27 protein-coding genes, 1 tRNA gene and 1 pseudogene are annotated in these 26655 nt (G+C 38.0%); 18 read left to right on the top strand and 11 right to left on the bottom strand.

Annotation, left to right across the window (positions count from 1 at the left end; translation table 11 throughout):
• Positions 1 to 5 precede the first annotated feature (5 nt).
• The 3 genes from ACZBKJ_RS01920 to ACZBKJ_RS01930 all read right to left on the bottom strand — a co-directional run bounded on the left by ACZBKJ_RS01920 (position 6) and on the right by ACZBKJ_RS01930 (position 6010).
• Positions 6 to 1277, bottom strand: coding sequence for a restriction endonuclease subunit S (locus ACZBKJ_RS01920; protein WP_463199230.1), 1272 nt, complete (start codon positions 1275 to 1277; stop codon positions 6 to 8).
• Positions 1278 to 1439: 162 nt separating this feature from the next.
• Positions 1440 to 4442: a type I restriction endonuclease subunit R gene (locus ACZBKJ_RS01925; protein ID WP_463199231.1), complete on the bottom strand. Its 3003-nt coding sequence runs from the start codon at positions 4440 to 4442 to the stop codon at positions 1440 to 1442.
• A 149-nt stretch (positions 4443 to 4591) separates the two neighbouring features.
• Positions 4592 to 6010, bottom strand: coding sequence for a Do family serine endopeptidase (locus tag ACZBKJ_RS01930; RefSeq protein WP_463199232.1), 1419 nt, complete (start codon positions 6008 to 6010; stop codon positions 4592 to 4594).
• A gap of 235 nt (positions 6011 to 6245) precedes the next feature.
• On the opposite strand from ACZBKJ_RS01930, the gene erpA reads away from it, so the two are divergent.
• From erpA to pth, 4 genes and pseudogenes are all read left to right on the top strand, one after another.
• On the top strand, positions 6246 to 6581 hold the full coding sequence (gene erpA, locus ACZBKJ_RS01935; RefSeq protein WP_463199233.1) for an iron-sulfur cluster insertion protein ErpA: 336 nt from the start codon (positions 6246 to 6248) through the stop codon (positions 6579 to 6581).
• 47 nt (positions 6582 to 6628) lie between these two features.
• Complete coding sequence (locus tag ACZBKJ_RS01940) at positions 6629 to 7918, top strand: valine--pyruvate transaminase (protein WP_463199234.1); 1290 nt, start codon at positions 6629 to 6631, stop codon at positions 7916 to 7918.
• Between the two features lie 113 nt (positions 7919 to 8031).
• Positions 8032 to 8316: pseudogene (gene rplY / locus ACZBKJ_RS01945) on the top strand (50S ribosomal protein L25); the annotation flags it as partial.
• Positions 8317 to 8430: 114 nt separating this feature from the next.
• The gene (pth, locus tag ACZBKJ_RS01950; protein ID WP_463199235.1) at positions 8431 to 9003 is read left to right on the top strand and encodes an aminoacyl-tRNA hydrolase; all 573 of its coding nucleotides are present in this window, start codon (positions 8431 to 8433) and stop codon (positions 9001 to 9003) included.
• Between the two features lie 47 nt (positions 9004 to 9050).
• On the opposite strand, the gene ACZBKJ_RS01955 is transcribed toward pth, so the two are convergent.
• A tRNA-Leu gene (locus ACZBKJ_RS01955) sits at positions 9051 to 9134 on the bottom strand.
• A gap of 25 nt (positions 9135 to 9159) precedes the next feature.
• Entirely contained in the window at positions 9160 to 9714 is a 555-nt protein-coding gene (locus tag ACZBKJ_RS01960; protein WP_463199236.1) for a macro domain-containing protein, read from the bottom strand.
• Positions 9715 to 9936: 222 nt separating this feature from the next.
• On the opposite strand from ACZBKJ_RS01960, the gene ACZBKJ_RS01965 reads away from it, so the two are divergent.
• The 4 genes from ACZBKJ_RS01965 to rlmD all read left to right on the top strand — a co-directional run bounded on the left by ACZBKJ_RS01965 (position 9937) and on the right by rlmD (position 12703).
• Positions 9937 to 10260 (top strand): ArsR/SmtB family transcription factor, encoded by a 324-nt coding sequence (locus tag ACZBKJ_RS01965; protein ID WP_463199237.1) that lies wholly within the window; start codon positions 9937 to 9939, stop codon positions 10258 to 10260.
• 29 nt (positions 10261 to 10289) lie between these two features.
• Positions 10290 to 10823, top strand: coding sequence for a rhodanese family protein (locus ACZBKJ_RS01970; RefSeq protein ID WP_463199238.1), 534 nt, complete (start codon positions 10290 to 10292; stop codon positions 10821 to 10823).
• 28 nt (positions 10824 to 10851) lie between these two features.
• Positions 10852 to 11034 carry a YgaP family membrane protein gene (locus ACZBKJ_RS01975; protein ID WP_463199239.1) on the top strand — a complete coding sequence of 61 codons (183 nt, stop codon included), beginning with the start codon at positions 10852 to 10854 and terminating at the stop codon, positions 11032 to 11034.
• A 142-nt stretch (positions 11035 to 11176) separates the two neighbouring features.
• Complete coding sequence (gene rlmD / locus ACZBKJ_RS01980) at positions 11177 to 12703, top strand: 23S rRNA (uracil(1939)-C(5))-methyltransferase RlmD (RefSeq protein WP_463199240.1); 1527 nt, start codon at positions 11177 to 11179, stop codon at positions 12701 to 12703.
• 9 nt (positions 12704 to 12712) lie between these two features.
• Here rlmD and smpB read toward each other — a convergent pair whose 3' ends face one another.
• The gene (smpB, locus tag ACZBKJ_RS01985; RefSeq protein WP_463199241.1) at positions 12713 to 13189 is read right to left on the bottom strand and encodes an SsrA-binding protein SmpB; all 477 of its coding nucleotides are present in this window, start codon (positions 13187 to 13189) and stop codon (positions 12713 to 12715) included.
• A gap of 129 nt (positions 13190 to 13318) precedes the next feature.
• Here smpB and nfsA point away from each other — a divergent pair, with 129 nt between their 5' ends.
• Positions 13319 to 14110, top strand: coding sequence for an oxygen-insensitive NADPH nitroreductase (gene nfsA / locus ACZBKJ_RS01990; protein WP_463199242.1), 792 nt, complete (start codon positions 13319 to 13321; stop codon positions 14108 to 14110).
• 21 nt (positions 14111 to 14131) lie between these two features.
• Here the strand turns inward: nfsA and ACZBKJ_RS01995 are convergent, their stop codons facing one another.
• Positions 14132 to 14455, bottom strand: a complete 324-nt coding sequence (locus ACZBKJ_RS01995; RefSeq protein ID WP_463199243.1) for a protein tyrosine phosphatase family protein — start codon at positions 14453 to 14455, stop codon at positions 14132 to 14134.
• A 213-nt stretch (positions 14456 to 14668) separates the two neighbouring features.
• Here ACZBKJ_RS01995 and ACZBKJ_RS02000 point away from each other — a divergent pair, with 213 nt between their 5' ends.
• From ACZBKJ_RS02000 to ACZBKJ_RS02025, 6 genes are read left to right on the top strand one after another with little or no spacing between them, the layout of a single operon-like run.
• Complete coding sequence (locus ACZBKJ_RS02000; protein WP_463199244.1) at positions 14669 to 14926, top strand: YfhL family 4Fe-4S dicluster ferredoxin; 258 nt, start codon at positions 14669 to 14671, stop codon at positions 14924 to 14926.
• 10 nt (positions 14927 to 14936) lie between these two features.
• Positions 14937 to 15545: a class I SAM-dependent methyltransferase gene (locus ACZBKJ_RS02005; protein WP_463199245.1), complete on the top strand. Its 609-nt coding sequence runs from the start codon at positions 14937 to 14939 to the stop codon at positions 15543 to 15545.
• A gap of 2 nt (positions 15546 to 15547) precedes the next feature.
• A complete protein-coding gene (locus ACZBKJ_RS02010; protein WP_463199246.1) occupies positions 15548 to 16063 on the top strand; it encodes a hypothetical protein in 516 nt (171 codons plus the stop codon).
• On the top strand, positions 16060 to 17328 hold the full coding sequence (locus ACZBKJ_RS02015; protein WP_463199247.1) for a replication-associated recombination protein A: 1269 nt from the start codon (positions 16060 to 16062) through the stop codon (positions 17326 to 17328). The genes ACZBKJ_RS02010 and ACZBKJ_RS02015 overlap by 4 nt, the downstream gene beginning before the upstream one ends.
• 9 nt (positions 17329 to 17337) lie before the next feature.
• Positions 17338 to 17976 (top strand): HI_0552 family protein, encoded by a 639-nt coding sequence (locus ACZBKJ_RS02020; protein ID WP_463199248.1) that lies wholly within the window; start codon positions 17338 to 17340, stop codon positions 17974 to 17976.
• 9 nt (positions 17977 to 17985) lie between these two features.
• Positions 17986 to 19632 carry a nucleotidyl transferase AbiEii/AbiGii toxin family protein gene (locus tag ACZBKJ_RS02025; protein WP_463199249.1) on the top strand — a complete coding sequence of 549 codons (1647 nt, stop codon included), beginning with the start codon at positions 17986 to 17988 and terminating at the stop codon, positions 19630 to 19632.
• A 30-nt stretch (positions 19633 to 19662) separates the two neighbouring features.
• Here ACZBKJ_RS02025 and ACZBKJ_RS02030 read toward each other — a convergent pair whose 3' ends face one another.
• From ACZBKJ_RS02030 to rraA, 3 genes are all read right to left on the bottom strand, one after another.
• Positions 19663 to 20304, bottom strand: coding sequence for an L-threonylcarbamoyladenylate synthase (locus ACZBKJ_RS02030; protein ID WP_463199250.1), 642 nt, complete (start codon positions 20302 to 20304; stop codon positions 19663 to 19665).
• The gene (gene dprA, locus ACZBKJ_RS02035) at positions 20288 to 21490 is read right to left on the bottom strand and encodes a DNA-processing protein DprA (RefSeq protein WP_463199251.1); all 1203 of its coding nucleotides are present in this window, start codon (positions 21488 to 21490) and stop codon (positions 20288 to 20290) included. Before dprA ends, ACZBKJ_RS02030 begins: the two co-directional genes overlap by 17 nt.
• A gap of 85 nt (positions 21491 to 21575) precedes the next feature.
• Positions 21576 to 22079 carry a ribonuclease E activity regulator RraA gene (gene rraA, locus ACZBKJ_RS02040; protein ID WP_463199252.1) on the bottom strand — a complete coding sequence of 168 codons (504 nt, stop codon included), beginning with the start codon at positions 22077 to 22079 and terminating at the stop codon, positions 21576 to 21578.
• A 205-nt stretch (positions 22080 to 22284) separates the two neighbouring features.
• Here rraA and ACZBKJ_RS02045 point away from each other — a divergent pair, with 205 nt between their 5' ends.
• Positions 22285 to 22797 carry a cytochrome b gene (locus ACZBKJ_RS02045; protein WP_463199253.1) on the top strand — a complete coding sequence of 171 codons (513 nt, stop codon included), beginning with the start codon at positions 22285 to 22287 and terminating at the stop codon, positions 22795 to 22797.
• A gap of 56 nt (positions 22798 to 22853) precedes the next feature.
• Here the strand turns inward: ACZBKJ_RS02045 and ahpF are convergent, their stop codons facing one another.
• The gene (ahpF, locus tag ACZBKJ_RS02050; protein ID WP_463199254.1) at positions 22854 to 24410 is read right to left on the bottom strand and encodes an alkyl hydroperoxide reductase subunit F; all 1557 of its coding nucleotides are present in this window, start codon (positions 24408 to 24410) and stop codon (positions 22854 to 22856) included.
• Positions 24411 to 24689: 279 nt separating this feature from the next.
• Between ahpF and ACZBKJ_RS02055 the strand changes: the two genes are divergently transcribed.
• Positions 24690 to 24914, top strand: coding sequence for a YdcH family protein (locus ACZBKJ_RS02055; RefSeq protein ID WP_463199255.1), 225 nt, complete (start codon positions 24690 to 24692; stop codon positions 24912 to 24914).
• A 169-nt stretch (positions 24915 to 25083) separates the two neighbouring features.
• Entirely contained in the window at positions 25084 to 26640 is a 1557-nt protein-coding gene (gene gshA / locus ACZBKJ_RS02060) for a glutamate--cysteine ligase (protein ID WP_463199256.1), read from the top strand.
• Positions 26641 to 26655: the final 15 nt, after the last annotated feature.

Consider the following 26655-nt stretch of genomic DNA (forward strand, 5'->3'; position numbering starts at 1 on the left):
CTGGCTTATTCCGCCACGGATACCTGCCCGTTCATTAGCATGGGCAGTAGGAAATCGCGTAGTTGGGTTAGTCGGTGGTTTTGTTTTATCATAGAACTTATTTCAGCAAAGATATTTCTATTAAATTCATTAAATTTATTTAGAATGAATTTATCAGGAATAACAATACATCCTCTTTTCAAAACATCTTGAGATACATTCTTTAAAACGGTTCCTGCAGAAATATCAGAAATTCTCTCCTCTTGATTTTTTAAAAACCAAAATAATAAATTTAGCAAATTACTTTCTTTTGGCTCTGCAGCAATAATAAATCCACAATATACAACTAACTTATTTGTATTTATCAGCAACCTTGTTGCACCAGGATTACCACTTCGTGCTACTAATATTGTATTTTCTTTTATTTGATATGCTTGTAATTTATCACTTTGTAAATTCACGATATCTAAATCATCCTCATGAATAAAAATAGAAGAATTACTCACATCTCTAACATTAACAATATAACTTACTGAGTCTCCAACATCATCAGATGAATAATTAATACCATTCTTAAAATTTACGATTTCCCCCAAACTCTTCACCTCCCACCCCTTCGGAATTTCCCGTTTCAAGGTTTCATCAAACACCATTTCGCCGCCTGAGGATTTGTAGGGTTTGCCGTCTGTGTCGGGGAAGTCGAACTGCACGAACCAGTAGTCGTACAGGGTTTTCGCCATCTGTTCCAAGCGCGCGTTGATTTGTTTGTTCAGGGCGATTTTTTTGTCTATTGTATAAAGTAAATTACCTATTTTTTCTTGAATATCTTTTATTGGGTGGTAAACAATAATATTATCAAAAGTTTTTGCCGAAATTCCAAATACGGTTGAACCACTATTATTTTTAATAATTTCTTTTTGCCCCATTTCTGACTGAATATAATATTTTAGGTATTTATTATCAAAATTATCATTAACACGTAAAGCATATAATCTTTGACTAAGTATAATTTTTTCGTCGCTATCCCAAATCATAACTTGTCCAGATGGCGCTTCTGAAGTAAGAAGTAAGTCGCCTTTTTTAACCTCTTTTTTCATCCATAAATCATACAACTCTTGATTACCGAATTTAATATCATCAATTTTTGTCAACCCTGAAAACTTAACATTATTTGCAGAAATTGCCCTATAACCATCATCTGACCAATCCAAACCCAGTTTTTTTGGTGTTCGTCCTCGGTAATCAATAATTAAACTAAGGCATTTAGATAATGAAGTTTGATAAAAATCATATTGCATTGTATTTACTTCTTTTTAGTAAAGATTGGCACTAATTACGCTAAACCAACCAGTTCAATTATCAAAGGTCATCTAAAAAACATTCCCAAATCCGACCGCACTTTTATTGTCCACTTCGAACGTATGCAATACGCCCGTAAAGGCTACCTGAAAATCTACTTCTCAAATCCGCCCGCTTTCTTTTAAATACTCCCGCACCAACAGGCGGTTGATGGCTTGGATGTCGGCAGGCTGAACGGGAAATTGCTGTTCCGTTCGAAACCGTTTTAATACGATGCCCTGCATTTGTTTTTCAAAGTAATTTTGATTGTCCAAAATCTGCTCCATATCCAGCACTTTTTGGTCGGCATCGGTTTTTACACCGTTCAGCGCGTTAAAGACTTTGAGTTTGTCGCCGTAGAAGGCGGCGTTTTCCATCAGCCGCTTGTGGGTGCGGGCATACTTAGCGTCGCCGCCGTATTTGTGCCGTAAGAGGTCGTTTTGGCGGTTCAGCTCTTTGATTTTGGCATAGACGGTTTCGAGTATGGCGATGTTTGCCTGCATTTCTTCTTGCCCGACTTCGGCGAGGTTCTTTTTCTTGAAGATGCGTTCCAGCTCTTCGCGCAGGCTGATGTATTCGGGGTCGTCTTGGTCGAAGTTGCCCGCCAGCCCTTCGCGGACTTTGCGCATGATGTCTTTTAAATCGTCGGCAAGTTTGAGTTCGGCTTCGCCGATTTTGACGAATTGGAAGTAAACGTCTTCCAGCGCTTCATTGAGCAAATGGGCGGTGTCGCCTTGCTGTAGTTTTTCGGCAAGGTTTAAGGTATCCAAGCGGGCGGCGGTTTCGCGGTACAAAAGATTGAGCTTGTCAAAATCCAGATGTTCGAGAAATTCATGGCTGCCTTGCAGGCGCAGGATGTTGTACAGCTCTTTGGCGGTTTGCAGGGCTTTTTTTAAGGCGAGAAGCTGTTTTTTGTCTTCTATTTGGCTAATTTGGCGGCAAAATTCTTCGGCGTTTTCGGTATCGAAATCAAACAGGACGTTTTTAATGTCAGCAATTTCCTCTTCGATTTCTTCGGCAGTTTTGAAAAGCTGGCTGTAACTGCCGATTTCGTCGCCCAATTCGTTGGAAAGTTCGTCCCAATAGGCGCGGTTGGTTTTGTCGAATTCGCGCTCGATGTCGGCAAAATCGACGACATAGCCGTAACGGTAAGATTTGTAGGTGCGGTTGACGCGGGTCAGGGTTTGTAAAAGGTTATGGGCTTTTATCAGTCTGCCCAAATAGAGCTTTTTCAGGCGCGGCGCGTCAAAGCCGGTCAAAAGCATGTTGTACACAAACAAGATGTCGATTTTGCCTGCTTTGAAATCTTTGACCCATTGGTCGCGTTCGTCTTTGGTGCCAACGTCGTGCAGTATCAGCGCGGCGGTGAGATTGTGGTCTGAGGTCGTCTGAAAATGCTCAAAAAGCTGGCGTGCCTGTTCTGCGCTGTCGCAAACGACCATGGCGCCGAGGCTCTCGTCTTGGTTGGTTTTTCTGAATTTGGCGAAGTCGTCCAAGATATAGTCAAGCATCGGGCGGACGAAGTGCGGATGGGCGTAGATTTCTTTGCGGTCAAAGCTGCCTTTTTCGACTTCAAGCTGCGCCAATGCAGCCTGCAATTCGGCTTTGTATTGGCTGCTGATGACCTCGCGAATCAGGCGCAGGGTGTAGCCGTCGGCGATGGAGGCATTGTAATAGTATTTATGGATGTAGTCGCCGAAGAGTTCGCGGGTGTTGACGTTGCCTGCGGTTACGCCGATAAGCGGCGTGCCAGTCAGCCCGATTTTAACGGCGTTTACGTCGGACTGGTTGAGATTGGCAAGAAACGAGCCTTTTGGGTTGTAGCTGCGGTGTACTTCGTCAAGAAAATAAACGCGCTGGATGGCGAGATCGTAGTCGTTACGGGCGACGACATCGGGGTCGTCTTGGAATTTTTGGATGTTAACGACGGTGATTTCCGCTTTGCCTGCGTGGTTGTGTAAAGTTTGGGCGGATTTGATGTCGGCAGCAAAGGCTTCGCGGCTGTCGATGGTATGGACGATTAAGTCTCGGGCGGTAAATTCCCGCTGCGCTTGTTTCAACAAATCAAGCCTGTCCACAATGAAATAGAATTTCGGCACGATGCCCTGTTTGGCGTAATAGTGTGTCAGGTAGCGGGTGTTGTAATAAGCAAGCGCGGTTTTGCCGGAGCCTTGGGTGTGCCAAATCACGCCTTTTTTGCCGCCGTTTGCCAAATGTTTTTCAATGGCGAGAGTGGCAAATAGCTGCGGATAGCGCATGATGTGTTTTTGCAGCGCGCCTTGTTTACTTTTAACGTACGTCAGCCCGTGTTGCAGGATAAAGGCGAGGCGCTCGCGACAAAGCAGCGAAGTCAGGATGCGGTTGGTCGGTGTTTCGGGCAATTTATTGCTGATAAATTCGCGCTCGTGTTTGATAACGTGCCGGTTGTTGTCTTGCAGAACGTTGTTTTCAAGGTCGTCTGAAAGCGTGTTCAATAATTCGGCAAGATTTAATTTATGCTCTTCACGGAAATAGTTAAACACGGGCTTGCCGTAAGCAGACGAGGCGTAAAACGCACCTTGCACTGGTTCGGTTGCGCCGTCATCGTATTCCATGTTGTTGGAAAAAATCATGAATTGGGTGATGTTGATAAAACGGCGGAATTTGGGATTTTTCGCACGTTTGCCCATGCGCTCCCGCTCTTCGCCGATGCCGCCTTTATTGTTGGGCTTTTTGACTTCGATAAAGACCAAAGGCATGCCGTTTATCAGCAGGGTAATGTCGGGGCGGAATTCTTCATCGCCGTTGATGCAGGGCAATTCGGTTACAACGTGGAAGCTGTTGTTTTTGAAATTTTGGAAGTCAATTAGTTTCTTGCCACCGGATTGATTGGTGAGGCGTTCGTAAAATTTTTGCCCTAAGTCTTCGTTATCTAGCTCTAGATGTATGTCGGCGAACAAACGGTGTGCATTGTCCGGCGACAAATCAGGATTGATGCGGCAGAGGCTTTCTATAAAGATGTCAGGGAAGATGTTGGTTTTTTTGTCCCAGTTATTTTCGTTTTTGAGCGAAAGATAATCATAGCCCAAGCGCATCAGGTGCAAAACAGCGGGGATTTGGACGCGGAAAATTTCGTTGTAAGTCATACAATTCCTTTTATTATTAAATTATGACAAAAACATGTCATTGGGCTTTTTGTAATGTTTGTATTCTATAAAGAGTTTATTGTTATAAAATTTCTACAATATAGACGTCCATTTTTTACAAAAAGCCTATTATAATAATTTGTAGTTTTTTATTCCATCCGAATCCCTAGAATTATTGGGGTGCCATTACGAATTATACCAACTGTTACCACACCCGTTTGTGGCAAACTTTGAGCGGCTTTTTTAAAAGCAGTAACGTTATAAGTAGGCATTTGATTTAAACTAACAATAATATCACCAACTTGAAGTCCTGCCCTTTCTGCCAAACTTGACATTTCAATCGAACTAATTACAAGTCCTCCACGCACATCATAAGCTGATAACATTGCATTTTCGCTACTGGTTAGCTCTTTAACTCGCAAACCCAATCTTGCTTTATCACTATTGATATTGCTAGCTGCCATATCTTGCGGGCTGTCTGCAAAAACCCCTTGCAGTGTCAGTGATTTTTTATCCCGCCAAATACCCAAACTAAAAGGTTGCTGGGATTTAGCACGATTCAGCTGATTTAGTAATTCTGATGCTTGAGTGATGGTTTGACCATTAAATGATAGCACAACATCACCTGCTTTTAAGCCCGAACGCTGAGCAGGACTATCTGGAGCCACACGAGTTACAATCGCCCCTTTAGGTTTATCAAAACCATAGGCTTCTGCTAAATTGCGGTCAATGTCTTGCAGTCCAACACCCAAATACGCTCGCACAACTTTACCATTTTGTTTGATTTGCTGATAAATATCCATAGCTGTATCAATTGGAATGGAAAAGGATAAACCCATGTAGCCACCTGTTCCACTAAAAATTCGTGAATTCACCCCAACTACTTCACCATTTTGATTGAATAATGGCCCACCTGAATTTCCCGGATTTAATGCCACATCAGTTTGGATAAATGGTACGGTAGCTTCTTTGCTGATGTTGCGTGATTTGGCAGACACAATTCCTGCTGATGCCGAATAATCAAAACCAAATGGTGAACCAATGGCTAAAACTGGTTCACCAACTTTTAAATTATCACCTTTTGCCATTTTTAAGGCAGGAAAATTCTTACCAACCACTTTGAGCACAGCAATATCAGATGCCTCATCAGAGCCAATCAATTTAGCATCCAATTCAGAACGGTCATTTAGTGTAACTGTGATGGATTTTGCACCTGCAACTACATGATGATTGGTTAAAATATAGCCATCTGAGCTGACAAAAAATCCCGAACCATATCCATGTTCCACCGTTGGAATTTCAGGGGCAGCTTGATTACCAAAAAATTGACGCAATACTTGAGCTTGATAAGCCAATGCCAATTCTTCATCACTGACTGGCTTGACAATACTAATTCGCACCACCCCGCCTGCCTCTTTTTCTACCAGTGATGAAAAATCCGTCATCACCGCTGAATGTGCGGGCATGATATATAAAATTGATGAAAAAACACCCAAAGAAATCGCAAGAACCCTACTTAATACATTTCTTTTTAATTTAGATGGTTTAACCATAAAATCTTGTAACATAAAAATCCCAGTTATTGTAAAAGATTATCGTTAGTATCCTAAAAACCTAAAACAACGTCAAGTTTTAAAAAGTAGTTAAACCTTAGTTAATTCTTACCAAATAACAACTGTATGACCATTTATTAATCAAGCATTGTGCAAAATGTTTGTTTTATGTTTGCTGATTATGGTTTATGTTATAATAAGCCAACCATTTTATGATACAAGATTAGACAATATAAATAATAGGTAGCCTATGAGCAATAATAATATGACACTCACCGACAATGCCGCCAAAAAACTGACTGCTTTAAAAGCCGCTGAAGGCAATCAAGACTTAATGTTACGGGTTTATGTAACTGGAGGTGGCTGTTCTGGGTTTTCTTATGGTTTTGATTTTGCGGATGAACTTGATGAAGACGATGCAACCTTTTTAAATGGCGATGCAACATTGGTGGTAGATAGTCTTAGTTATCAATATTTGCATGGCTCAACCATTGATTATCAAGAAGGTTTAGAAGGTTCTCGCTTTGTGGTAAATAACCCAAATGCAACCACGACTTGCGGTTGCGGCTCGTCTTTTTCCATTTAATTTTATTAAATTTCATTGTTTTTCATATATTTTTTAGGATTTTTGATATGGATTTTTCTGTATTTGGACAAAAATTTACCAAAAATAGCGGTATTTTGCAATTAATGGACGATTTAGGCAACGCCCTTAATAGTGATAAACCCATTAATATGCTAGGCGGTGGCAATCCTGCCAACATTGCCAAAGTCAATGATGCTTATCAAAAAATCCTACAAACCGCTCTAGCAGATGATACCGCACTAAAAAGTCTAACCAACTACTCTACACCACAAGGCGACAGCGCTTTTATTGACAGCTTAGTTCATTTTTTTAATCGTCATTATGATTGGAATTTAACCAAAGACAACATCGCTTTGACCAATGGTTCACAAAACGCTTTTTTTTATTTATTTAATTTGTTTTCAGGTCAATTTCAAAATGGCACTTGTAAAAAAATTCTTTTACCATTAGCACCTGAATATATTGGTTATGCTGATGCTCATGTTGATGGCACGCATTTTATTGCTGTACCACCAATAATTGAAAATGTTACTCACAATGGTGAAGATGGATTTTTTAAATATCGCGTGGATTTTGATAAATTAACCAATTTACCCGAATTACAAAATGGCGAAATTGGGGCAATTTGCTGTTCACGTCCAACCAACCCAACAGGCAACGTTTTGACCGATGACGAGATGGCAAAACTAAGTCAAATAGCCAAGACTTACCAAATACCGCTACTGGTGGACAACGCTTATGGTATGCCATTTCCCAACATTATTTATTCAAACACCACCTTAAATTTTGATGAAAATACAGTGTTGTGTTTTAGTTTATCAAAAATTGGTCTGCCCAGTGCCAGAACGGGCATTGTTGTTGCCAATCCAACCATCATCAAAGCCATTTCAGCGATGAACGCTATTATTGGATTATCACCAACACGCATTGGGGCGATGATTGCCAAGCCTTTATTTGACAATGACCAAATCATTCATCTTGCCAATGACGTTGTTAAACCATTTTATCAGCGTCAAAGCAGTTTTGCAGTCAGCCTATTAAAAGAGTATTTATCAGATTTACCTGTTAAAATCCATAAACCCGAAGGGGCGATGTTTTTGTGGGTGTGGTTTGAAAATATACCCGTTTCTACCCAGATTTTATACCAAAAACTTAAAGAACAAGGGACACTCATTATTCCAAGTGAGCACTTTTTTGTGGGCATGAATAGTAGTCATTATCGCCACGCTCATGAATGCATTCGCTTATCTATTGCCCAATCTGATGAGATTTTACAAAACGGCATTCAAACCATTGCAGCGGTGGCAAGAGATTTGTACCAAAAAGCCAACTTGTAAAATCGTAAAACTGTGTTATAATTTTTGGCTTGGGCAGTTGGTCGCAAATTGCTCAATATGGTTTGTTATTTCAAATTGATACATTTAATCAACCTAATCGTTAGGATTTTTATATGAGCTTTACTTTAAATGCGGTTATCCGTACAGATGCTGAACAGGGTAAAGGTGCGAGCCGCCGCCTGCGTAAAAACAACCTAGTGCCAGCAATTGTTTATGGCAAAGGTGAACCAAAAGCCATTTGTGTAAAATACAATGAGCTTGTACGTGCTTTAGAAGAAGAAACTTTTTTCACAAGCAACATCACGCTAGCTTTAGAAGGCGGTAATGAAACCGTTATCATTAAAGCCCTACAACGCCATCCAGCAAAAAGCACTCCATTACATGTGGATTTCCAACGTGCTTAATCGCTGATAGCGTCATTGCTATACCAGCTAAAGCCAATGAGTTTATCGTTGGCTTTTTTATTGAATTCAATGAAACCACCAATTTAAATCATCTTATTGGAAATAACCATGATTAAACTTATCATTGGGCTTGGCAATATCGGTACAGCCTATCAAGATACACGCCATAATGCTGGTTTTTGGTTTGTAGAAACATTGACAGAAAAATTTAACATCCATCTTGCTGACGATAAAAAATTTCATGGTCAAGTGGGTCGTGGAACAATCTATGGGCACGATATTCATCTACTTTTGCCTAATACTTTGATGAACCGTTCAGGACTTGCAGTTGCACCCATGGCAAAGTTTTACAATATCCGTAGTGATGAGATTTTAATCGCTCACGATGAGCTGGATATTGCAGCGGGCAACATTCGCCTAAAAAAAGGGGGCGGACATGGTGGACATAACGGACTTAGAGACATTGTGCCACATATTGGTGCGGATTTTTACCGTTTGCGCATTGGTATTGGGCGTCCAATCCATACATCTAAGGTAAGCGATTGGGTACTGTCTAAACCAAGTTTGGATGATAAAATCAGCATCGATAAAGCCATTGAATGCAGTATTGATGCTTTGGATTTATTACTAAAAAATGATGTGCAAAAAGCAACGAATCAAATTAATGGTTTTAAGCTATAAAAATTTATTTTAAATACAAAAAGCCCAAATGGGCTTTTAAAAAAATTTGGTGCGATTGGGGGGACTTGAACCCCCACGCCGTAGGCACTACCCCCTCAAGATAGCGTGTCTACCAATTCCACCACAATCGCAAGGGTTAGCATTTTAGCCAATTTATCATTCATTTTCAAGTGATTTTTTGATGATTGGCAAAACTGTATCTTTTGAAAAATGCAGTTCTATGGTTAATCTGGTTATGTCGCAAAAAATATCGTGCCATATCGATGCAATGTCATCAGCATCGATATTGGGTAATTTATCCAGATGAGTCATCAATAGCGGCGAACCAATAAATGCCAATCGTCTTATCCCGTTAAACCGCATTAAATCATAGATTTTTGGTTTTAGGTTTTTAATTGCTGTTTTTAGAGTTTGGCTACTGATGCGATGAGATACAAATTCTTGAGTAATAAGATTAACAATATATTCTGTGTGACCCGTTTGCACGCCAAGCCCTGTATGTTGCTTTTGCAGACGATTTATCATTGCTTGACCCAGCCCTAACTCACCTTGCATCGCACTTTTATAATAAATTTGATAATTATCAGCAAACAAACTTTTGCACCGCATCAATACAGGGTGCAAAATATTACCATCTGCGCTGACAGGCAAAACCAAAACTTGGGCTTTGGTTTGCAAAAATGGTTCATGAGTGGGTAAAATAATTGCCATAAAAATTCCCAAGTTTATTTTAGCTAACAATGACAATCATAAGCCAAATAACTTCTGTTTTGCAACAATTTATAATAAATTCTTTACAAAACAATTAGTTAATAATTAACAATCAAACCGCAAAATGCATTTATCATGATGTGGGTTGATAATTTATTATCTTTTTTTTAATAAATGATTGACTTTTAAATTAGAATATTCTAAATTAGAGGACACTAAATTATGCAGCAACCACAAATTTCTTCTAATACACTTGAACAGCAAACACAAAAAGCAGCTGAATTTTTGCGCACGCTTGGCAATGCCAATCGTTTGCAGGTACTGTGCTTATTAATTGAGCACGGCGAAATGAGCGTTGGACAGATTTTAACCTTTATTCATTTAAGTCAATCAGCTTTATCACAACACTTAGCAAAAATGCGCGATGAAGGTTTAGTAAATTACCGTAGAGATGCTCAAATTTTGTACTATTCACTGTGCGACGACAAAGTCATTCAATTAATCAGTGTGCTAAAAGAAATGTTTTGCCCAAATCAACACAAATAACAAAACACAGATAATAAGCGGAAAACATTATGAGCCTAACAAGCTTGACCCCAAAAGAAGCTGCTGAAAAAATGAAACACAAAGCAGTTTTGATTGATATTCGCCATACAGATGAATATTTGCGCAAACACATTACTGGTGCGATTTCACTACCTTTGAATACACTCGCCAAAAACACCAACCAATTACCCCAAAATGGTGTGGTTATTTTTGGCTGCCTATCTGGCATGCGAACCCAGCAAAATGCCAATCTGCTGGAAAATTATTCAAAAAACTGTCAGGAAGCCTATATTTTACAAGGCGGCTTAATGGCATGGGAAAAAGCAGGATTGCCTATAGAAGCTCAACCAAACGCTCCTTTAGAGCTAATGCGTCAAGTGCAGCTGATTGCTGGCGTTTTGGTTTTGTTGGGGGTAACTTTAGGAATTACCATCTCCCCTTGGTTTTTAGGCATCTCAGGTTTTGTGGGCATGGGGCTAATGCTGGCTGGCTTAACAGGATTTTGTGGTTTGGCAAAAGTTTTAATGCTTATGCCTTGGAATGCCACTAATAAAACATCTTAATTTTATCATTTCTCTTTGAGGATTTATTATGAAAGCAAATCTTGGAAAAATTGACCGTATTTTACGCTTTGTTCTTGGTGCAGTTTTGGTTGGGCTGGCAGCCGCTAAAATCATTGGAATTTGGGGATTTTTAGGAATTATTTTACTGGCAACCGCCTTTATGAACTTTTGCCCAATTTACCGTTTACTTGGCATTTCAACCAAAAAATAATCCAGTCAAACAATCCTGTCATTATTTACATCAAGGCTATTTTATAGCCTTTTTTTATGATAAATCTGTAGTGAATTTGCTATAATGCACCACCCATCATTTTTAACAAAAAAAATTTATCAAAAAACTGACAGGCAACAATATGACCATCATTCACGCTCCAAAAAAAGCTGGTAAACCTACTAAAAAAGCCCGACTGCGTTTGGCAGAAGCGCCGCCCATTACTTTTAAAATCACAGGACTGGCTCATGATGGACGGGCAGTTAGCAGTTATGATGGTCAATTGATTGAGCATCAAGAAAATTATGCTGAAAAAGTTGGTAAAAAGGTCTTTATTAGCCACGCCCTACCCGATGAAGTCGTCAGCGTTAAAATCAAATCTGTTAAAAAAAGCTATGAAGAAGGCGATGCTCTTGCTGTAATTGACAATCCAAATTCCATGCGTCAAAAACCAGCTTGTCCACATTTTGGAGTCTGTGGTGGCTGCAGTCTTCAACATTGGCAAGCAGATGGACAAATTGAATTTAAACAATCCGTTTTAGCAGAACTTTTACATCATCAAGCCAATACCGCTCCGAAACATTGGCTAGTTCCTTTGACTGCTGACCGTTTAGCTTATCGCACAAAAGCGCGTCTTGGTGTGCGTTATGTTGCCAAAAAAGATAAAACACTGGTGGGGTTTCGTGAACGCAGCAGTAATTTTTTGGCAGATTTATCAGAATGCCATATTTTAGACAAGCGAATTGGATTTGAGCTTGAAAACCTAAAAACACTGATTGGTTCATTAGACAGCCGAGACAGCATTGCCCAACTGGAAATTGCCATGGGCGAGACACTAGCAGACGTGCCACAAAGTCATAAATCCGTTGCTGTGATTGTACGTCATCTACAAGATTTGCCAGATGGTGATTTAAATAAATTACAAGTTTTTTTTGGTCAAAGAAATTGGCAATTATTTTTACAGCCCAAAGGTTCTGATAGCGTTTGGCGGGTTGATGTTGAAACTGGCGCCAAACATGATGGTAATAGTGTTTTAGCTGAAACCATCTCAAAAAACAGCTTAACCATCCCCCCAACAGGTGGATTGTTTTATCGTTTACCCGATTTTAATGTAACATTTGAATTTTCGCCAATGGATTTTACGCAAGTGAATTTGTCAGTCAATCAAAAAATGACCAAATTAGCGTGTGATTTATTGGATTTAAAAGCGGGTGAGCGTGTACTTGACCTATTTTGTGGACTGGGAAATTTTAGCCTACCACTGGCACGCTGCGTTGGAGAAACAGGCTTTGTAATTGGTGTTGAAGGGAGTGCTCAAATGACAGAACGCGCCACCATGAACGCCAAAGCCAATGGTATTCATCACATTAAATTTTATGCCCAAGACCTAACCGAGGATTTTTCATCGGCTGATTGGGCAAGTGGCGAAAACAGTTTTGATGCTTTGCTGATTGACCCGCCCCGTTCTGGAGCAGCAGAAGTTATGTCCTACCTAGGCAGATTTAACGCCAAACGTATTGTTTACGTTTCGTGTAATCCTGCCACACTCGCTCGCGATACTGCTTTGTTATTAGCCCAAGGTTACACACTCACGCACGCTGGTGTGATGGATATGTTTTGTCATACGGCTCATGTAGAAAGCATTGCTCGTTTTGAAAAAATTAGCTAGATAAATCGGTCAGCGTAAATCTGCCTTAAACCCGCGTCTTTTATCCATTTGCCAATCACGCTCTTTTAACGTGGCACGTTTATCGTGAAGTTTTTTACCGCGAGCTAGAGCGATTTGGCATTTGACGCGCGACCCTTTCCAATAACATGACAATGGTACCACCGCATACCCTTTTTGATTAACCATTCCAAAAAGTTTATTAATTTCACGGCGATTTAATAACAGTTTTCTGGTACGAATATTATCGGGATTGACGTGAGTGGATGTGGTTAAAAGCGGCTGGATATGCCCACCAAACAAAAAAGCTTCATTGTTTTTAAAAATTACATAAGCATCGGTAATTGCCATCTTTCCAGCTCTGATGGATTTGACTTCCCAGCCCTCTAGCACCATACCCGCTTCAAATGTTTCCTCAATAAAATACTCATGACGAGCTTTTTTGTTGGCGCAAATTTGAGCGGATGTTTTTTTTGGTTTTTTTGACATAAAGTTCTCAAATTGTTATTTTATTGGTCTTTATTATAAGCGACAAAACAGGCAAAAACAAATTGCCTTTAACCGCAATCCTTGATAAGATGATTTTACCTTACATCCAAATCTAACATGAGATAAATTATGCCACACAATCTTCAAAGCCAGCCAGCTCTTGAGACACTACTAAACCATCGTTCCATTCGTAAATTCACAGGTGAGCCAATTTCTGATGAGCTTTTAACCGCAATTTTAGAAGCTGGCCGAGCTGTTTCAACGTCTAGTTTTTTACAAATGGCAAGCATCATTCGAGTTACTGACCCTAAAAAACGTACGGCTTTTCGCCAAATTTCTTGCGAAATGAATGAAGATGAGTACAATCAAGCGCTTAGCGAAAATAAACGTCTAGGCCATCACTATGTCGAAACAGCGGCAGAATTTTTGGTGTTTTGCATGGATACCCATCGCCACCAACAATTAACCAAAATTCAAGATGACTGGACAGAAGTCATGCTAATTGGGGCGGTTGATGGAGCGTTAATGGCACAAAATGTTTTGGCAGCAGCTGAGAGTTTGGGGCTTGGCGGGGTTTATATTGGCAGTCTTCGTAATGATATTGAACGAGCCAGCAACCTGCTTGAATTACCGCAGCACGTTGTGCCAATGTTTGGGCTTTGTCTAGGTTATCCTGATATGACCGCTAAAGTCAATCAATCTCAACGTCCACGCTTGCCTCTTGATGTTTTGGTTAGCCAAAATACCTATCAAGTTGCCAGTCAGGACGTTTTAGAAAACTACAATGAAGTTGTGCGTGATTATTATCAAAGTCGCGGATTAGATTTGGATTGGCGTGGTCAAATCGCCGTCACGTTTGGTAATCCTGTGCGTCCATTTATGCTAGATTACCTACAAAAACAAGGGTTTGCAAAACGCTAACTATAATTAAATTAAGGCAGCCTAAATTAGCCCACACACGACCGCACTTTGGTACAAACGTTTGGCACGGCTGCCTGTTCCACAAAATACCATCACAGGTTTTGGCAGCTTATTGATAACGTCTGCAAAATTTTTGACTTGTTGCAAATGAATGTCGTCAATATCCGTAGGAATATGCTGATACACCAGTTCTGCCTTTTTGGCGCTGATTGCCAAATCCGCTGATTTTGGCTGCTCTGCCACTTCATCATCAAAACGCAAATTGACCAGACTCTTATAGCCAAGTTTAGCAAGATTTTGGCATTGGCAAGGATGAATTTGTTTATATAAAGTCAAATTTGTCATGGTTTTTCCTGTTATTTTAATGATGGTCTTACGCTCTTAGTATTGTCTGGTGCTATATTACAAAAAAATACATCAAGACGCCATTTTTAATTTGGCATAAACTTATGACAAAAATTAAATTTTTTTAATAAAATTTTAACAATGTGGAATAAGTGATTTTTTACTTTTTTCTTAAAAACTGTTTTACAATATCTTTATTTTAACTGTTAATCTATGGCACTAAAAATCACAAACGATTGTATCAATTGCGACATTTGCGAACCTGAATGCCCCAACGAAGCGATAAGTTATGACAACAAACATCAAAAAACCTACATCATCAATCCTGATTTATGTACTGAGTGTGTGGGTTTTTACGATGCACCCACCTGCGATAAAGTCTGCCCAATTGACTGCATCATCAAAGACGACGAACGCCCTGAAACTGATGATGAACTTTTAGACAAATACAAACGAATTTGGAACAAATAATGGAGCAACCATGAGTGAATTTACTCAAGAAGAATTGTTAAGCAAAGCCCAGTATTGGCGAAAAGACATTCATTTTAAGCAAGATGTGTTAGGTCGCCCTTTTGAATTTTATACCACTTGGGGGATTTTTAGCCCTGAAAAATTAGACGATGGCAGTTTGATGTTGTTGGATTATATTGATTTTAAATCTGAGGACACTTCCATTGATTTAGGTTGTGGCTATGGTGTGCTGGGTATGACCGCTGCCAGAGAATGCCCTGATGGTCAGCATTTATTGATTGATAAAGACTTTGTAGCAGTGGAGTATGCTCGCTTAAATTGCGAAAAAAATCAGCTGACCAATACCCATGTACAACTGTCTAATGGTTTTAACCAAGTGGATAATAATCTAACCTTTAGCCTTGTTATGTCCAATCTACCCGCCAAAGTCGGCAAAGAACAGCATTACTTGTATCTTTTAGACGCTTATCAGCGTATGACGGCTGGCGGGCGTTTTTATGTTGTAACCATCAATGGATTACGCCAATTTATGAAACGAGCATTTACCGAAGTTTTTGGCAATGCTGAAAAAGTCAAGCAAGGCAAAACCTACACCATCACCATGGCAACCAAAGAATAACTATGTTTGGACTTGCTTTACCTGTACTAAAAATGCCATGGTTTATCAAAAAATATCAAAAAAATAAACCAGTCATTCGTCATTTAACAGCTGGGGAAATCGCCCTCGCCAAAACTGTTTTTGGTGATTTGTTGGATTATACAAAAGTACATATTATCAATTATCCATATATTCCATGGCAAGGGTCAGAGGTTTTTATAGCGCCAAATGGACAAATTTTTGTTGGTGATATTCATTATAAAGACGATTATTCACTTGAAAGTCCAGTGTATCAGCAAGTTTTTATCCATGAGATGACTCATGTATTACAGCACCAACAAGGTGTTTTTGTGCTTTTGCATGGTGCTTATTTGCAAAGTGCTTATTATTTGACCTTTAAAAAATACAATCCTTACTTTTATCACTATAGCCCTGATAAGAATTTTTGGGATTATAATATTGAACAACAAGGCAAAATTGCTGAGGATATTTATCTTGGCAAAATTCCTAACATCATCAAAGCTCGTCAAAAATTATGACTTACACACCACTTGCCCAAAGAATGCGCCCCAATAAACTGAGCCAAATTGTTGGGCAAAAACACTTATTAGCCGATGATGCGCCAATTGCTCGTATGGTTTTAGGTGGCTATCTTCCCAGTATTATTTTGCATGGTGAAGCTGGTATTGGTAAAACCACATTAGCACAAGTTTTAGCCAAAACCATGGGGCGAGACTTTTATGCATTATCTGCATTGACGCTAACTGTCAAAGAGTTAAGAGAATTAATTGATAAATATCATGATAATTTATTGTTTGAACCGCCAATTATTTTTATTGATGAGATTCATCGTTTTAACAAAGCCCAACAAGACGGGCTATTACAGGTGGTAGAAACAGGAAACATCACCCTTATTGGAGCAACCACCGAAAACCCATCGTTTAGTGTGAACAATGCTTTATTGTCTCGCTGTCAGGTCTATCGCCTGGAACCTTTATCCGAAATAGACATTACAGAATTATTAAATCATGCTCTAAAAAATGATGAAATTTTAATCAAATTATCCATTCATTTGACCGCTCAAAAAACCATTTATCGGCTTTGTTGTGGTGATGCCAGAAAAGCATTAAATATTTTAGAACTTGCCGTACAAACCGCCAAAGCTGACGGTGATGGCGTACGAGTTATTGATGACAACCTTCTTGCTCAGGTCGCTCAAAATCTTATCTTACAATACGATAAAGATGGTCAAATGCACCACGATATCATCTCAGCAATGATAAAATCCATTCGCGGCAGTGATGCTGATGCAGCGTTGTACTGGTTAGCACTGATGTTAAATGCAGGTGAAAATCCTGAATTTATTGCTCGTCGGCTGGTTATCAGTGCCAGTGAAGACATTGGGCTTGCCAATCCAAACGCATTGATACTTGCTGATAGTGCCTTGCGTTCAGTCAAAAACATTGGTATGCCTGAAGCACGAATTATTTTGGGGCAAATAGCAATTTATTTGGCAAATTCTCCAAAATCTAATACCAGTTATCAAGCCATCAATCAGGCCTTAGAATTTGCCAAAACCCATCAGTTTGCCGTACCACTGCATCTTAGAAATGGGGCAACCTCACTGATGCAAGCAGAAGGTTTTGGTCAGGGTTATCAGTATCCACATGACTACCCCTACCATTATTGTTCACAAAACTATCTACCCAAAGAAATGCAGCACATTCGTTTTTATCAATACGGTGACAATGACGCTGAACAAGCCAGCAAAAATTACATTTGGTGGTTAAAATACAAAACCTAAAGAATCATTATGCTAAAATCCATACATGCTGATATTTTAAATAAACCATTTTCACAAATAAAAGAATTAAAATTACATTATCCTGATGATATTGATTCTATAAAACAAAATCATAAATCTACTTGGGATATTTTTAAAAATTTTATTTTATCCATTTATCAAAATTTACCCAATAATATTGCAAAACCACATGTAGAAAGTTGGTGTAATGGTTGGCAAATCAGAAATCATTATTTTGCTTATTTTAAAGATAAAAATTTTATTCAAAATGCGCCTATAGTTAGTATTTTGCTTAATAAAAAGCGATTTATAATTCAGCTTGATTGGCATGCTTATAAATCCAAAATCTCCAAATCTACTTTACAAAATTATCATAACTGGCTTAATGAAATTGATATAAAAAATTTTGATGGATTTTATTTTTATAAAAATACAACCAGCGAATACGATGACTTTATGCCGATTTATCAATTTGATATCAATAAGTTAATGGATGATTTGATGATGAATGATAAAGATTGGTATAAACTTGCATTTGTGATAAAAAAAGAAGATTTAGATGACTATCAAGATAAACAGCTGATTGATTTATCGGTAAATGTTATTTTAAAATTAATGACGGTTTATTATCATTGTCAATCCATATAAGGGTTTAACATGACTATTTTTCAAAAAATTAAAAATATATTCAATGATTTGCCCAAAAATCAAGAGACAGAGTTACCTTTTGTTTTTGAAATCCATCTAACCGTTGATAATCTAGATAATACTAAAATTTTAGAATTTGAGACAATTTGCCAAAACATGGGTGGCAAAGCTGTCTTAATTGAATTATCCAAAGGAAAACATCAGCAGCAGCCAATGTTTTCTTTAGTTAAAAAAGCCAATCATCTAAATGATATTTTAACCATTATGGATAATATTCAACAAGAATTTTATCAAAAAGGATTTATGGTGATTCGTAAAAAAGTAGAAATACCTGCTCATTATCATTCTCTTTTTTATCAAATACATCCAACCAATAATAAATATGGCTATTTTGAATGGCATGGAAAAATCAAGTTTTACAACAACTACACCTTACAAAAAATTCAAGAAGTCGCTCAAAATCTTAATGCTCATGTTTCCAATAATGCTTTAAAAAATCAAGAAAATTATCGTTTTGTTACTTTAAGATTTAAAGGCGATTATGTAGAATTTATGGATAAGGTAAACCATCTTATCACTGCTTTAAATAAGATTGAAGACTATATATTTTTTACAGAAAATAATCAAGAAAGCTACAAAAAAGTTAAACTTTTTGTAGAAAAATCACAGGCTGAATATTGTGTTTATGATAATAAACTTGAATTGGATGAAGGCTGGTCTCATTTAAGTGAGCAAAATAGTAAAAATAAAATATTAGAAAAATATCAAGCTTATTATCCAGATTTTAAAGAATATGATATTAAAAATTTATACGCTTGTGAAGCTTTTTTGCGCCGTGCTGCCATTATCAATAATCAAGATTTTATGTTAAAAGGCAGTTTTGTTACTCGCAACTTTTTTATTGATATAAAAAATCGCATACCTTACGATTTGGATTTTTTATATTTAAAACCAATCAATAGCAAACAAGAAGCTGAACTCATATTTAATGATTGGATGCAAAAAATTACTACATTGTATTGTCAAGATGGTATTTATTTTACTCAATTTAAGGATAATGCTTTTTGGCGACTCTTAGATTATGCGATGCACGATGATTTTCCAACTGTTAATACTGATTTGACGGCATGGATTGGTGATATATCGTTTGACATTAGCATAGACATTTCATTCAACCTTCCTTTTGACGATAAACCCATACCCATTCAATACCAAACACCCATAGATTCTTTTATATATCCAAGCTCGCCAACCCTATCATACCAAATCGCTTGGAAATTACATCAATCCATTGTTAATATCCGCATTAAAGATATTTATGATTTAACCCATTTAGTAAAAAAGATAAATGGTCAAAATGATGTATTGCATATATTACAATTACTAAAAGCAGAATGTGATAAAGATGGTATTGATAGACAACGTATTTTAAATTTTTTCTCCTATCAAGAAGAAAAAGTATTTTTAAAAAATTTACCAGAATTAAAATCTTTTGAGTATTGGCAAGAAAATATTTATTTTTACTTACTGCCAAGCTGCCAATTATTGCCTGATTCATTTGATAAATTTTGGCAAGATTTTGTTGATAATATGCATAAATCAGGATTTACACTAAAAACAGTGCAAGCGTTTTTATATTCGCCTAAAAACTTATAACTCAATCGTCCACAAAATTGTTAAATAAAATCAGCGAATTTGCTTGCCTGTCATACCGTCAATGATTTGACTGGGTTTATCAAACCCCAAACTTTGTGCATCTAAAAAAGCGATTGGGCAATTAGTTTTATTATCTAAAAATTTATCGCCTGAAAAATACTGTTTTGCTTGATACAGATTGCAAGCTGGGGCTTGTCCTTGCAGATTACAGCTGGTAGATACCAAAAAACCGTAGGGATTTTGGTCATCAGTAATGGCATGACAGATTTTTTTTAAAATAGGATGCAATGTAATGCGCACTGCTAAAGTAGTAAAATCACCCGTTAAAAACTTAGGAATGCTTGCTGATTTTGCCACTGGTAAAAGCCATGTAGTTGCCTGAAGATGAGTTTGCTGTGTGGATATTTGATTAATTAATGTTTGCTGCTGCTGATGGCTTAAGTCGCTTAATAACGGCATAATTTTCTTAATATCATCAGTAAGTACAATCAAGCCTTTTTGAACAGAGCGCTTTTTTAATGATAAAATCTGCTCCACTGCCTTTTTATCAAAGGCATCACAACCAAGCCCCCAAACACTTTCACTGGGGTATGCTAAAATACCTGATGATTTTAAAAACTTGGCAATATGCTCGATTTGGTTGGCGGTAAAATCATCATGATAATTTAGCATAACGCCCTCCAACGGTATGAACCAAGCCCAGTATTTCAAGTTCCAATAAATTTGCCAATAGTGATGCTGTATCCAGATTGGTTGCTAAAACTAAATTGTCCAAATCGCAAGGGGTGCTTGATAAATTTTCCCAAACAACCTGTAAATGCTGAGCAATCTCAACCTCTTTTACTGCTGTATTTTGACGAGTGGTTTGCTGATAAATTTGGTTTTTGATGGTTGTATTTTCTAGGTTTTTAGCTATATCTGATTTTAGTGGTGTGAGTGTTTTGTCCAAAACTGATAAATCTTCTAAAATTTGTTCGGGATGATAAATCAGTGTTGCTCCCTCACGTATCAAATGATGGCAACCTTGAGCGTTGATGTTATCAATCAAGCTTGGTATGCAAAAAACTTGTTTACCCTGTTCGGCAGTGAGCCGAGCCGTGATTAATGAACCACTTTGCATTGCTGCTTCTACAACCAATGTCGCCATAGACAAGCCCGCCACCAAGCGATTGCGTCTGGGAAACGTATGTTTACCAGCTGGTGTAGTTGGCAGCAATTCACTGACCAAACAACCACCTTCGTTGATAATCTGAGCATACAAGGCATGATGATTTTTAGGATAACAAACATCAATGCCAGTTCCTAAAACACCAATCGTTCTACCTTGTTGTGTGTCAGGCTGTGATAATGCTCCCAAATGTGCCATTTTATCAATCCCGCCTGCCAAACCACTGGTGACTGTTAAACCAAAATATGCTAAGTATTGAGCTATATCAAATGTTGTTTTTTCAGCATGTGGTGTTGGTTTACGACTACCAACAATAGCGATTTGTTTATCAAAAAGACGTTTGATATTGCCTTGATAAAAAAGCATGGGTGGTGGGTCATAAATATCCAATAGCTGTTTTGGATATGTCTTTTCACCTAAAAATACCAGCCCAAAATTACCAATAGTTTGACCATGATAGATTTTTTCAACAAATGCCAAAACATCAGCGCCATCTTGCCAACGCGCAAGATGCTTTTGATGCAAACCAAGCGCTTGCCACTGTGATAACTCTGCAATCAATGCTTGTTTTGCATCACCAAAGTGAGTGGTTAATTTGGTAAAAGCGGATAAAGATGTATTGACAATATACCACAATGCTAAAATAGCGGTTTTGTCATCAAAATCAAGATAGGTAGACTGTGTTTTCATTGGTTTAAGTTTTTTTATTTCAACAAGCCATTATAACGGATTGTTAAAAAATAAAACCATCAAAATATATAGATGGTTTATTTGACTAAATCAATGCATTGGCACAGATAAGAATGCCGTTATTATCAGCATATAAATACGCTCCATCAGCAATCGTTACACCCCCAATATCTAGATGCACTCCAACATCGCCAGCGCCCTTACGAACACTTTTTTTGGGGATAGCAGATAATGCCATCACACCCAATGGTAATTTTTTTAGCTCATCCACATCGCGCACGCAGCCATAAATGACCACGCCTGCCCAACCATTATCCGCTGCTGACTTGGCAATCATATCACCCAATAAAGCGCAGCGCAAAGATGCCCCGCCATCAACAACCAAGACTCGACCATTGCCAGAAGTCGCTAAAAGCTCTTTAACTCTTGAATTATCTTCAAAACATTTAACTGTCACAATTTGACCATAAAAACTGCAATGACCGCCAAAGTTTTTAAAATGTTTACCATCAATGCTTGGAGGGATAACAAAAATATCTTGATTTGGATTATCATCCAACAAATCACAAGTTACAAATTCAACAGGCATAAACACTCCTTGTTCCATAATGGGTTTTGATGACTAAATATAGTCAAATCACATTCTTTTGTCAATTCTTCCACCAAAATTCCCAATGGTTGCCATTTAGCTCTTAAATCTGTGTTTAAAATTATCTTATGTATTGAAATAGATAAAACATTTTATTATGATGGTTCGTTAACTAATTTTAATTTAATCATTTTTTTGGATAAACATGAATCAGCCAGCAACTTTGCCTGCCAAATATTCAATCGCAACACGTGCATTTCACTGGATAGGCGCACTGCTTATCGTAATTGCTGTTATATTAATCAATATGGGAAATCAATACATCGCTCTTCATAAAGCAGTTGGTGTTAGTTTTTTAATATGGACTGTTTTGCGAATTATGAACCGTTTTATCAGTAAAGCACCGCCTGCACTGCCTGCCCCAAAATGGCAAATCGCCATTGCTCATTTGACCCATCTTGGCTTATACATTGCAATGCTTGCCATGCCAATATCTGGACTGCTTATGTCTATGTATGGCGGACGCGCCACCAGTGTTTTTGGTCTTTTTGAAATTGCCCCAATGGCATCGCCTAACCGTCAGCTTGCTGGTATCTTTAATGAATTACATACTGATTTTTGGTTTGCCTTTTTGGTGTGTTTGGTGATTGCACATGTAGGTGCAGCGCTGTATCATCAGTTTATTTTAAAAGACAACATTATTGCTAGAATGAAATAACTAAAACATAAACTCACAAAAAAGCACGATAAACGTGCTTTTTATCTTGATAAAACTTAGCTATTAAGCATCAAATACTCAAATGCTGATAATCCAGCCTTTGAACCTTCACCCATCGCAATATTGATTTGTTTAAAAGGCACATCAGTAACATCGCCACACGCAAAAATACCTTGTTTATTGGTTTGGCATTTAGCATTAATGATGATTTCTCCTTGTTTGTTAGTTTGCACCAAATTTTTTACCACATCAGAATTTGGCACAAGTCCAATTTGCACAAAAACAGCTGATAAATCCAATGATTTATTTTCTCCAGTTGTGCGATCTTGATAAATAAGTCCAACCACTTTACCATCTTTGGCAACCACTTCTTGGGTGGCAGCAGATTTGATGATATCAATATTATCTTTGGCAATTGCTTTATCCACCAAAACTTTATCAGCACGCAAACTATCGCCAAATTCAATTACAGTTACGTGTTGGACAATTCCTGATAAATCAAGCGCCGCCTCTACACCAGAATTACCCCCACCAATTACCGCCACAGGTTTGCCTTTAAAAAATGGACCATCACAATGTGGGCAATACGCCACACCCTGACCAATATTTTCTTCTTCGCCTTTTACTCCAAGTTTACGCCATTTTGCGCCTGTTGCAATGATGAGTGTACGAGAAAACCAGCTTGCTCCTGTATTTAACGTAACTTGATAGCCGCCATCAACTTCATCAATATTTTGAACACTAACGTGTTCTTTGACAGCAATATCGTAACTGTGAATGTGAGTTGATAAATTGCTCGCCAGCTGATTACCATTGGTCAAAGGTACAGAAATCAAGTTTTCAATATCTTGGGTATCTTTGACCTGCCCACCAATTCGGTCAGCAACCAAAGCTACCTTTAAGCCTTTACGCGCAGTATAAATCGCCGCTGCCGACCCAGCTGGACCACCGCCAATCACTGTAACATCTTGATTGGGCAATTGTTCTTGAGCTTGACTGCTTAATAAATCTGGAAATTGGCTTTGTAATTTATCAATAATGCGCGCAGTATCCACTTTACCATTTAAAAACGGTTCACCGTTTAAAAATACAGCTGGTACACCTTGAATGTTTTTTTGAGCAACCAATTCAGGAAAAACACCACCATCAATCATTTCATTTTCAATATCATCATTTAAAATGGCAAATTGATTGAGTGCCTGAACCACTTCAGGGCAGTTGTGGCAAGACAACGAAACAAAAGTTTGAAATTTTAAGGGTTTTTGAATGCGTTTAATCAGGTTTTGAATTTCTTCATCCAGTTTTAGTGTATGCCCGCCTGCATGTAAAATTGCCAAAACCAAGGAGCTAAATTCATGACCGCCAGGAATGCCACTAAACACAATGCCAGAATCTTTATCATCATAAACAATTTTAAAACTAATGGCTGATAAATTGGCGTCTGTTTGGTTTTTGTCAAAACGAATTTTATCGCTGGTGCTGGCAATTTTTTCCAGAAAATCAATCAGTTCAGCACGTTTACTATGCTCACCTTGACCCAAAACAAAATCAACAGGACGAGTCATGTTGGCGCTATAAGATTTAACCGCATCTAATAAACTTTGGTCTAACACAGGCTTCCCCTTATGGTTTGATTATTTAAAAATTTAATTGATTATCAATAATATTTTAAAAAAATATATCATTGACGAATTTTTGTCATTATACAAAGTTGTTATTGGTTTGCAAATTTAGGATTTTCAATCGCTAAGATTGAAAAGCTGAAACCTAAGTTACAAACGATTAAAAAGTGCAAACTTATACATGAAAATAATTTGCTAAAATGCTATAATCTTGTTAATATATTCCTGTCAGTGGGCAAGTGCCTATTATTTCACCAATTGGAGAAGCATATGTTTCCAGAGTATCGTGACCTAATTACCAAACTAAAAACAGAGGGTGACTTACGTTTTGAAAAATTATTTGATGAACATAATACACTAGACACTCAAATCAGCAACTTGGAAAAAGACCCTGTAGCATCAGTAAGCCGCGCCGAAGAAATTGAGGGCTTAAAACGCAAAAAACTTGCATTAAAAGATGAGTTATACCAATATCTTTTAAGCAAAGCTGAATAATCTGGTAAAACCATTTGATGGTTTTTAGCTTTAATTCAAACGCAAGGAAATCAAATTCCTTGCGTTTTTTTATAGTTGTGTGATGATTGGTGTATTTGCGTTATATTTATCAGTGGTATTGTTTTGATATGCTATACTAGGCTAATTTTATAAAAATAGGATGATCATAATGACGACAAAAACTTTTACTTTACCGCACTGGTTTGAATCAAACTTATTATCTGGTATGAAACGAGGGATTGAAAAAGAAGGATTGCGTATGCAGCCAGATGGCTATTCTGCCACATCTTTTCACCCGGCAGGTTTGGGGTCAAAACTGACTCATCCTTTTATCACGACAGATTATTCTGAGAATTTATTGGAACTCATCACACCTCCAAAAGACACTATTAAAGACGCACTGGACATGCTACGCAAACTTCATGTATTGGTGCATCGCTCTTTACAAAATGATGAAGTAATGTGGCCGATGTCAATGCCTTGCATGTTGTCAGACAATGATGAAGATATACCCTTAGCTGATTATGGTACCTCCAATATTGGTAAATTAAAAACGCTTTATCGCTCAGGTCTTGGGGTGCGATATGGTCGCAAAATGCAAACCATAGCAGGACTTCATTATAATTTATCCATTGGCGATGATTTGTTTTCAAAATGGGTAGAAAATGAAGCAAAACAAGATTTTACCGCCTTTAAAAACGATAAATATTTGGCACTGATTCGTAATTTCAAACGTTTAACACCATTGGTTTTGTATCTACTTGGCGCAAGTCCAAGTGTGTGCGGCTGTTTTTTAACAGGTCGCGATCATGATTTAATTCCTCTATCTGGCAAGGGCTGTACTTATTATAAGCCTTTTGCTACAAGCCTTCGCATGGGAAAACTTGGTTATACCAACAGTGTTCAAGAAGATTTGGATATTCGTTACAATGATTTGGATGAATACATCACAGGGCTTCGCCGCGCCATTCAAACATCGTTTAAAGCCTTTAGTGATATTGGCATTGATGATGCCTATGGTACGCCTATCCAAATCAATGACCATATTTTACAAATTGAAAACGAATTTTATAGCCCCATCCGTCCAAAACAAGTTACCAAATCTGACGAAACACCCACTGAAGCATTAAAACAACGAGGCATTGCTTATGTGGAATTTCGAGCAATTGATTTAAATCCTTACAGCGATATTGGCATTAACATGTCCACTGCTTGCTTTTTAGAAGTTTTGGCAATTTATTGTTTGTTATCGCCATCAGAAAAATTATTCCCCGAAGAAGAAAAACAACTTGCTGAAAACATTGAAAAGGTCGTTAATCAAGGTCGAGATAAAGAAATTAGTATCATCACTCAAAATGGCGAAGAAAAATTAACCACATGGATTGGTAAAATTTTGACCGAAATGCAAGTGATTGCTGATGCCTTTGATGAATACCATGGCGGCAACGAATACCGCAGCGCTTTAACACTAATGCAAGGCATTGCAACCAATCCTGATTTTACATTATCTGCACAGATTGAATCCGATTCGCGTAGACTTGGCGGCACTTGGAAACTTGGCAGCCAACTTGCCAAAAAACATCAAGAGGAACTTGCTAATCACGCACTAAGCAACGAAGACGCTTTTTATTTTGCCAATCTTGCGATACAATCCTTTGCTGACCAGCAGGCGCTAGAGCGTGAAGACAATCGAGATTTTTACGATTTTATTCAAGCGTATCGTTAAAAATTTGTTTAGGTA

The sequence above is a fragment of the Moraxella sp. I5G genome (genome assembly GCF_055193055.1).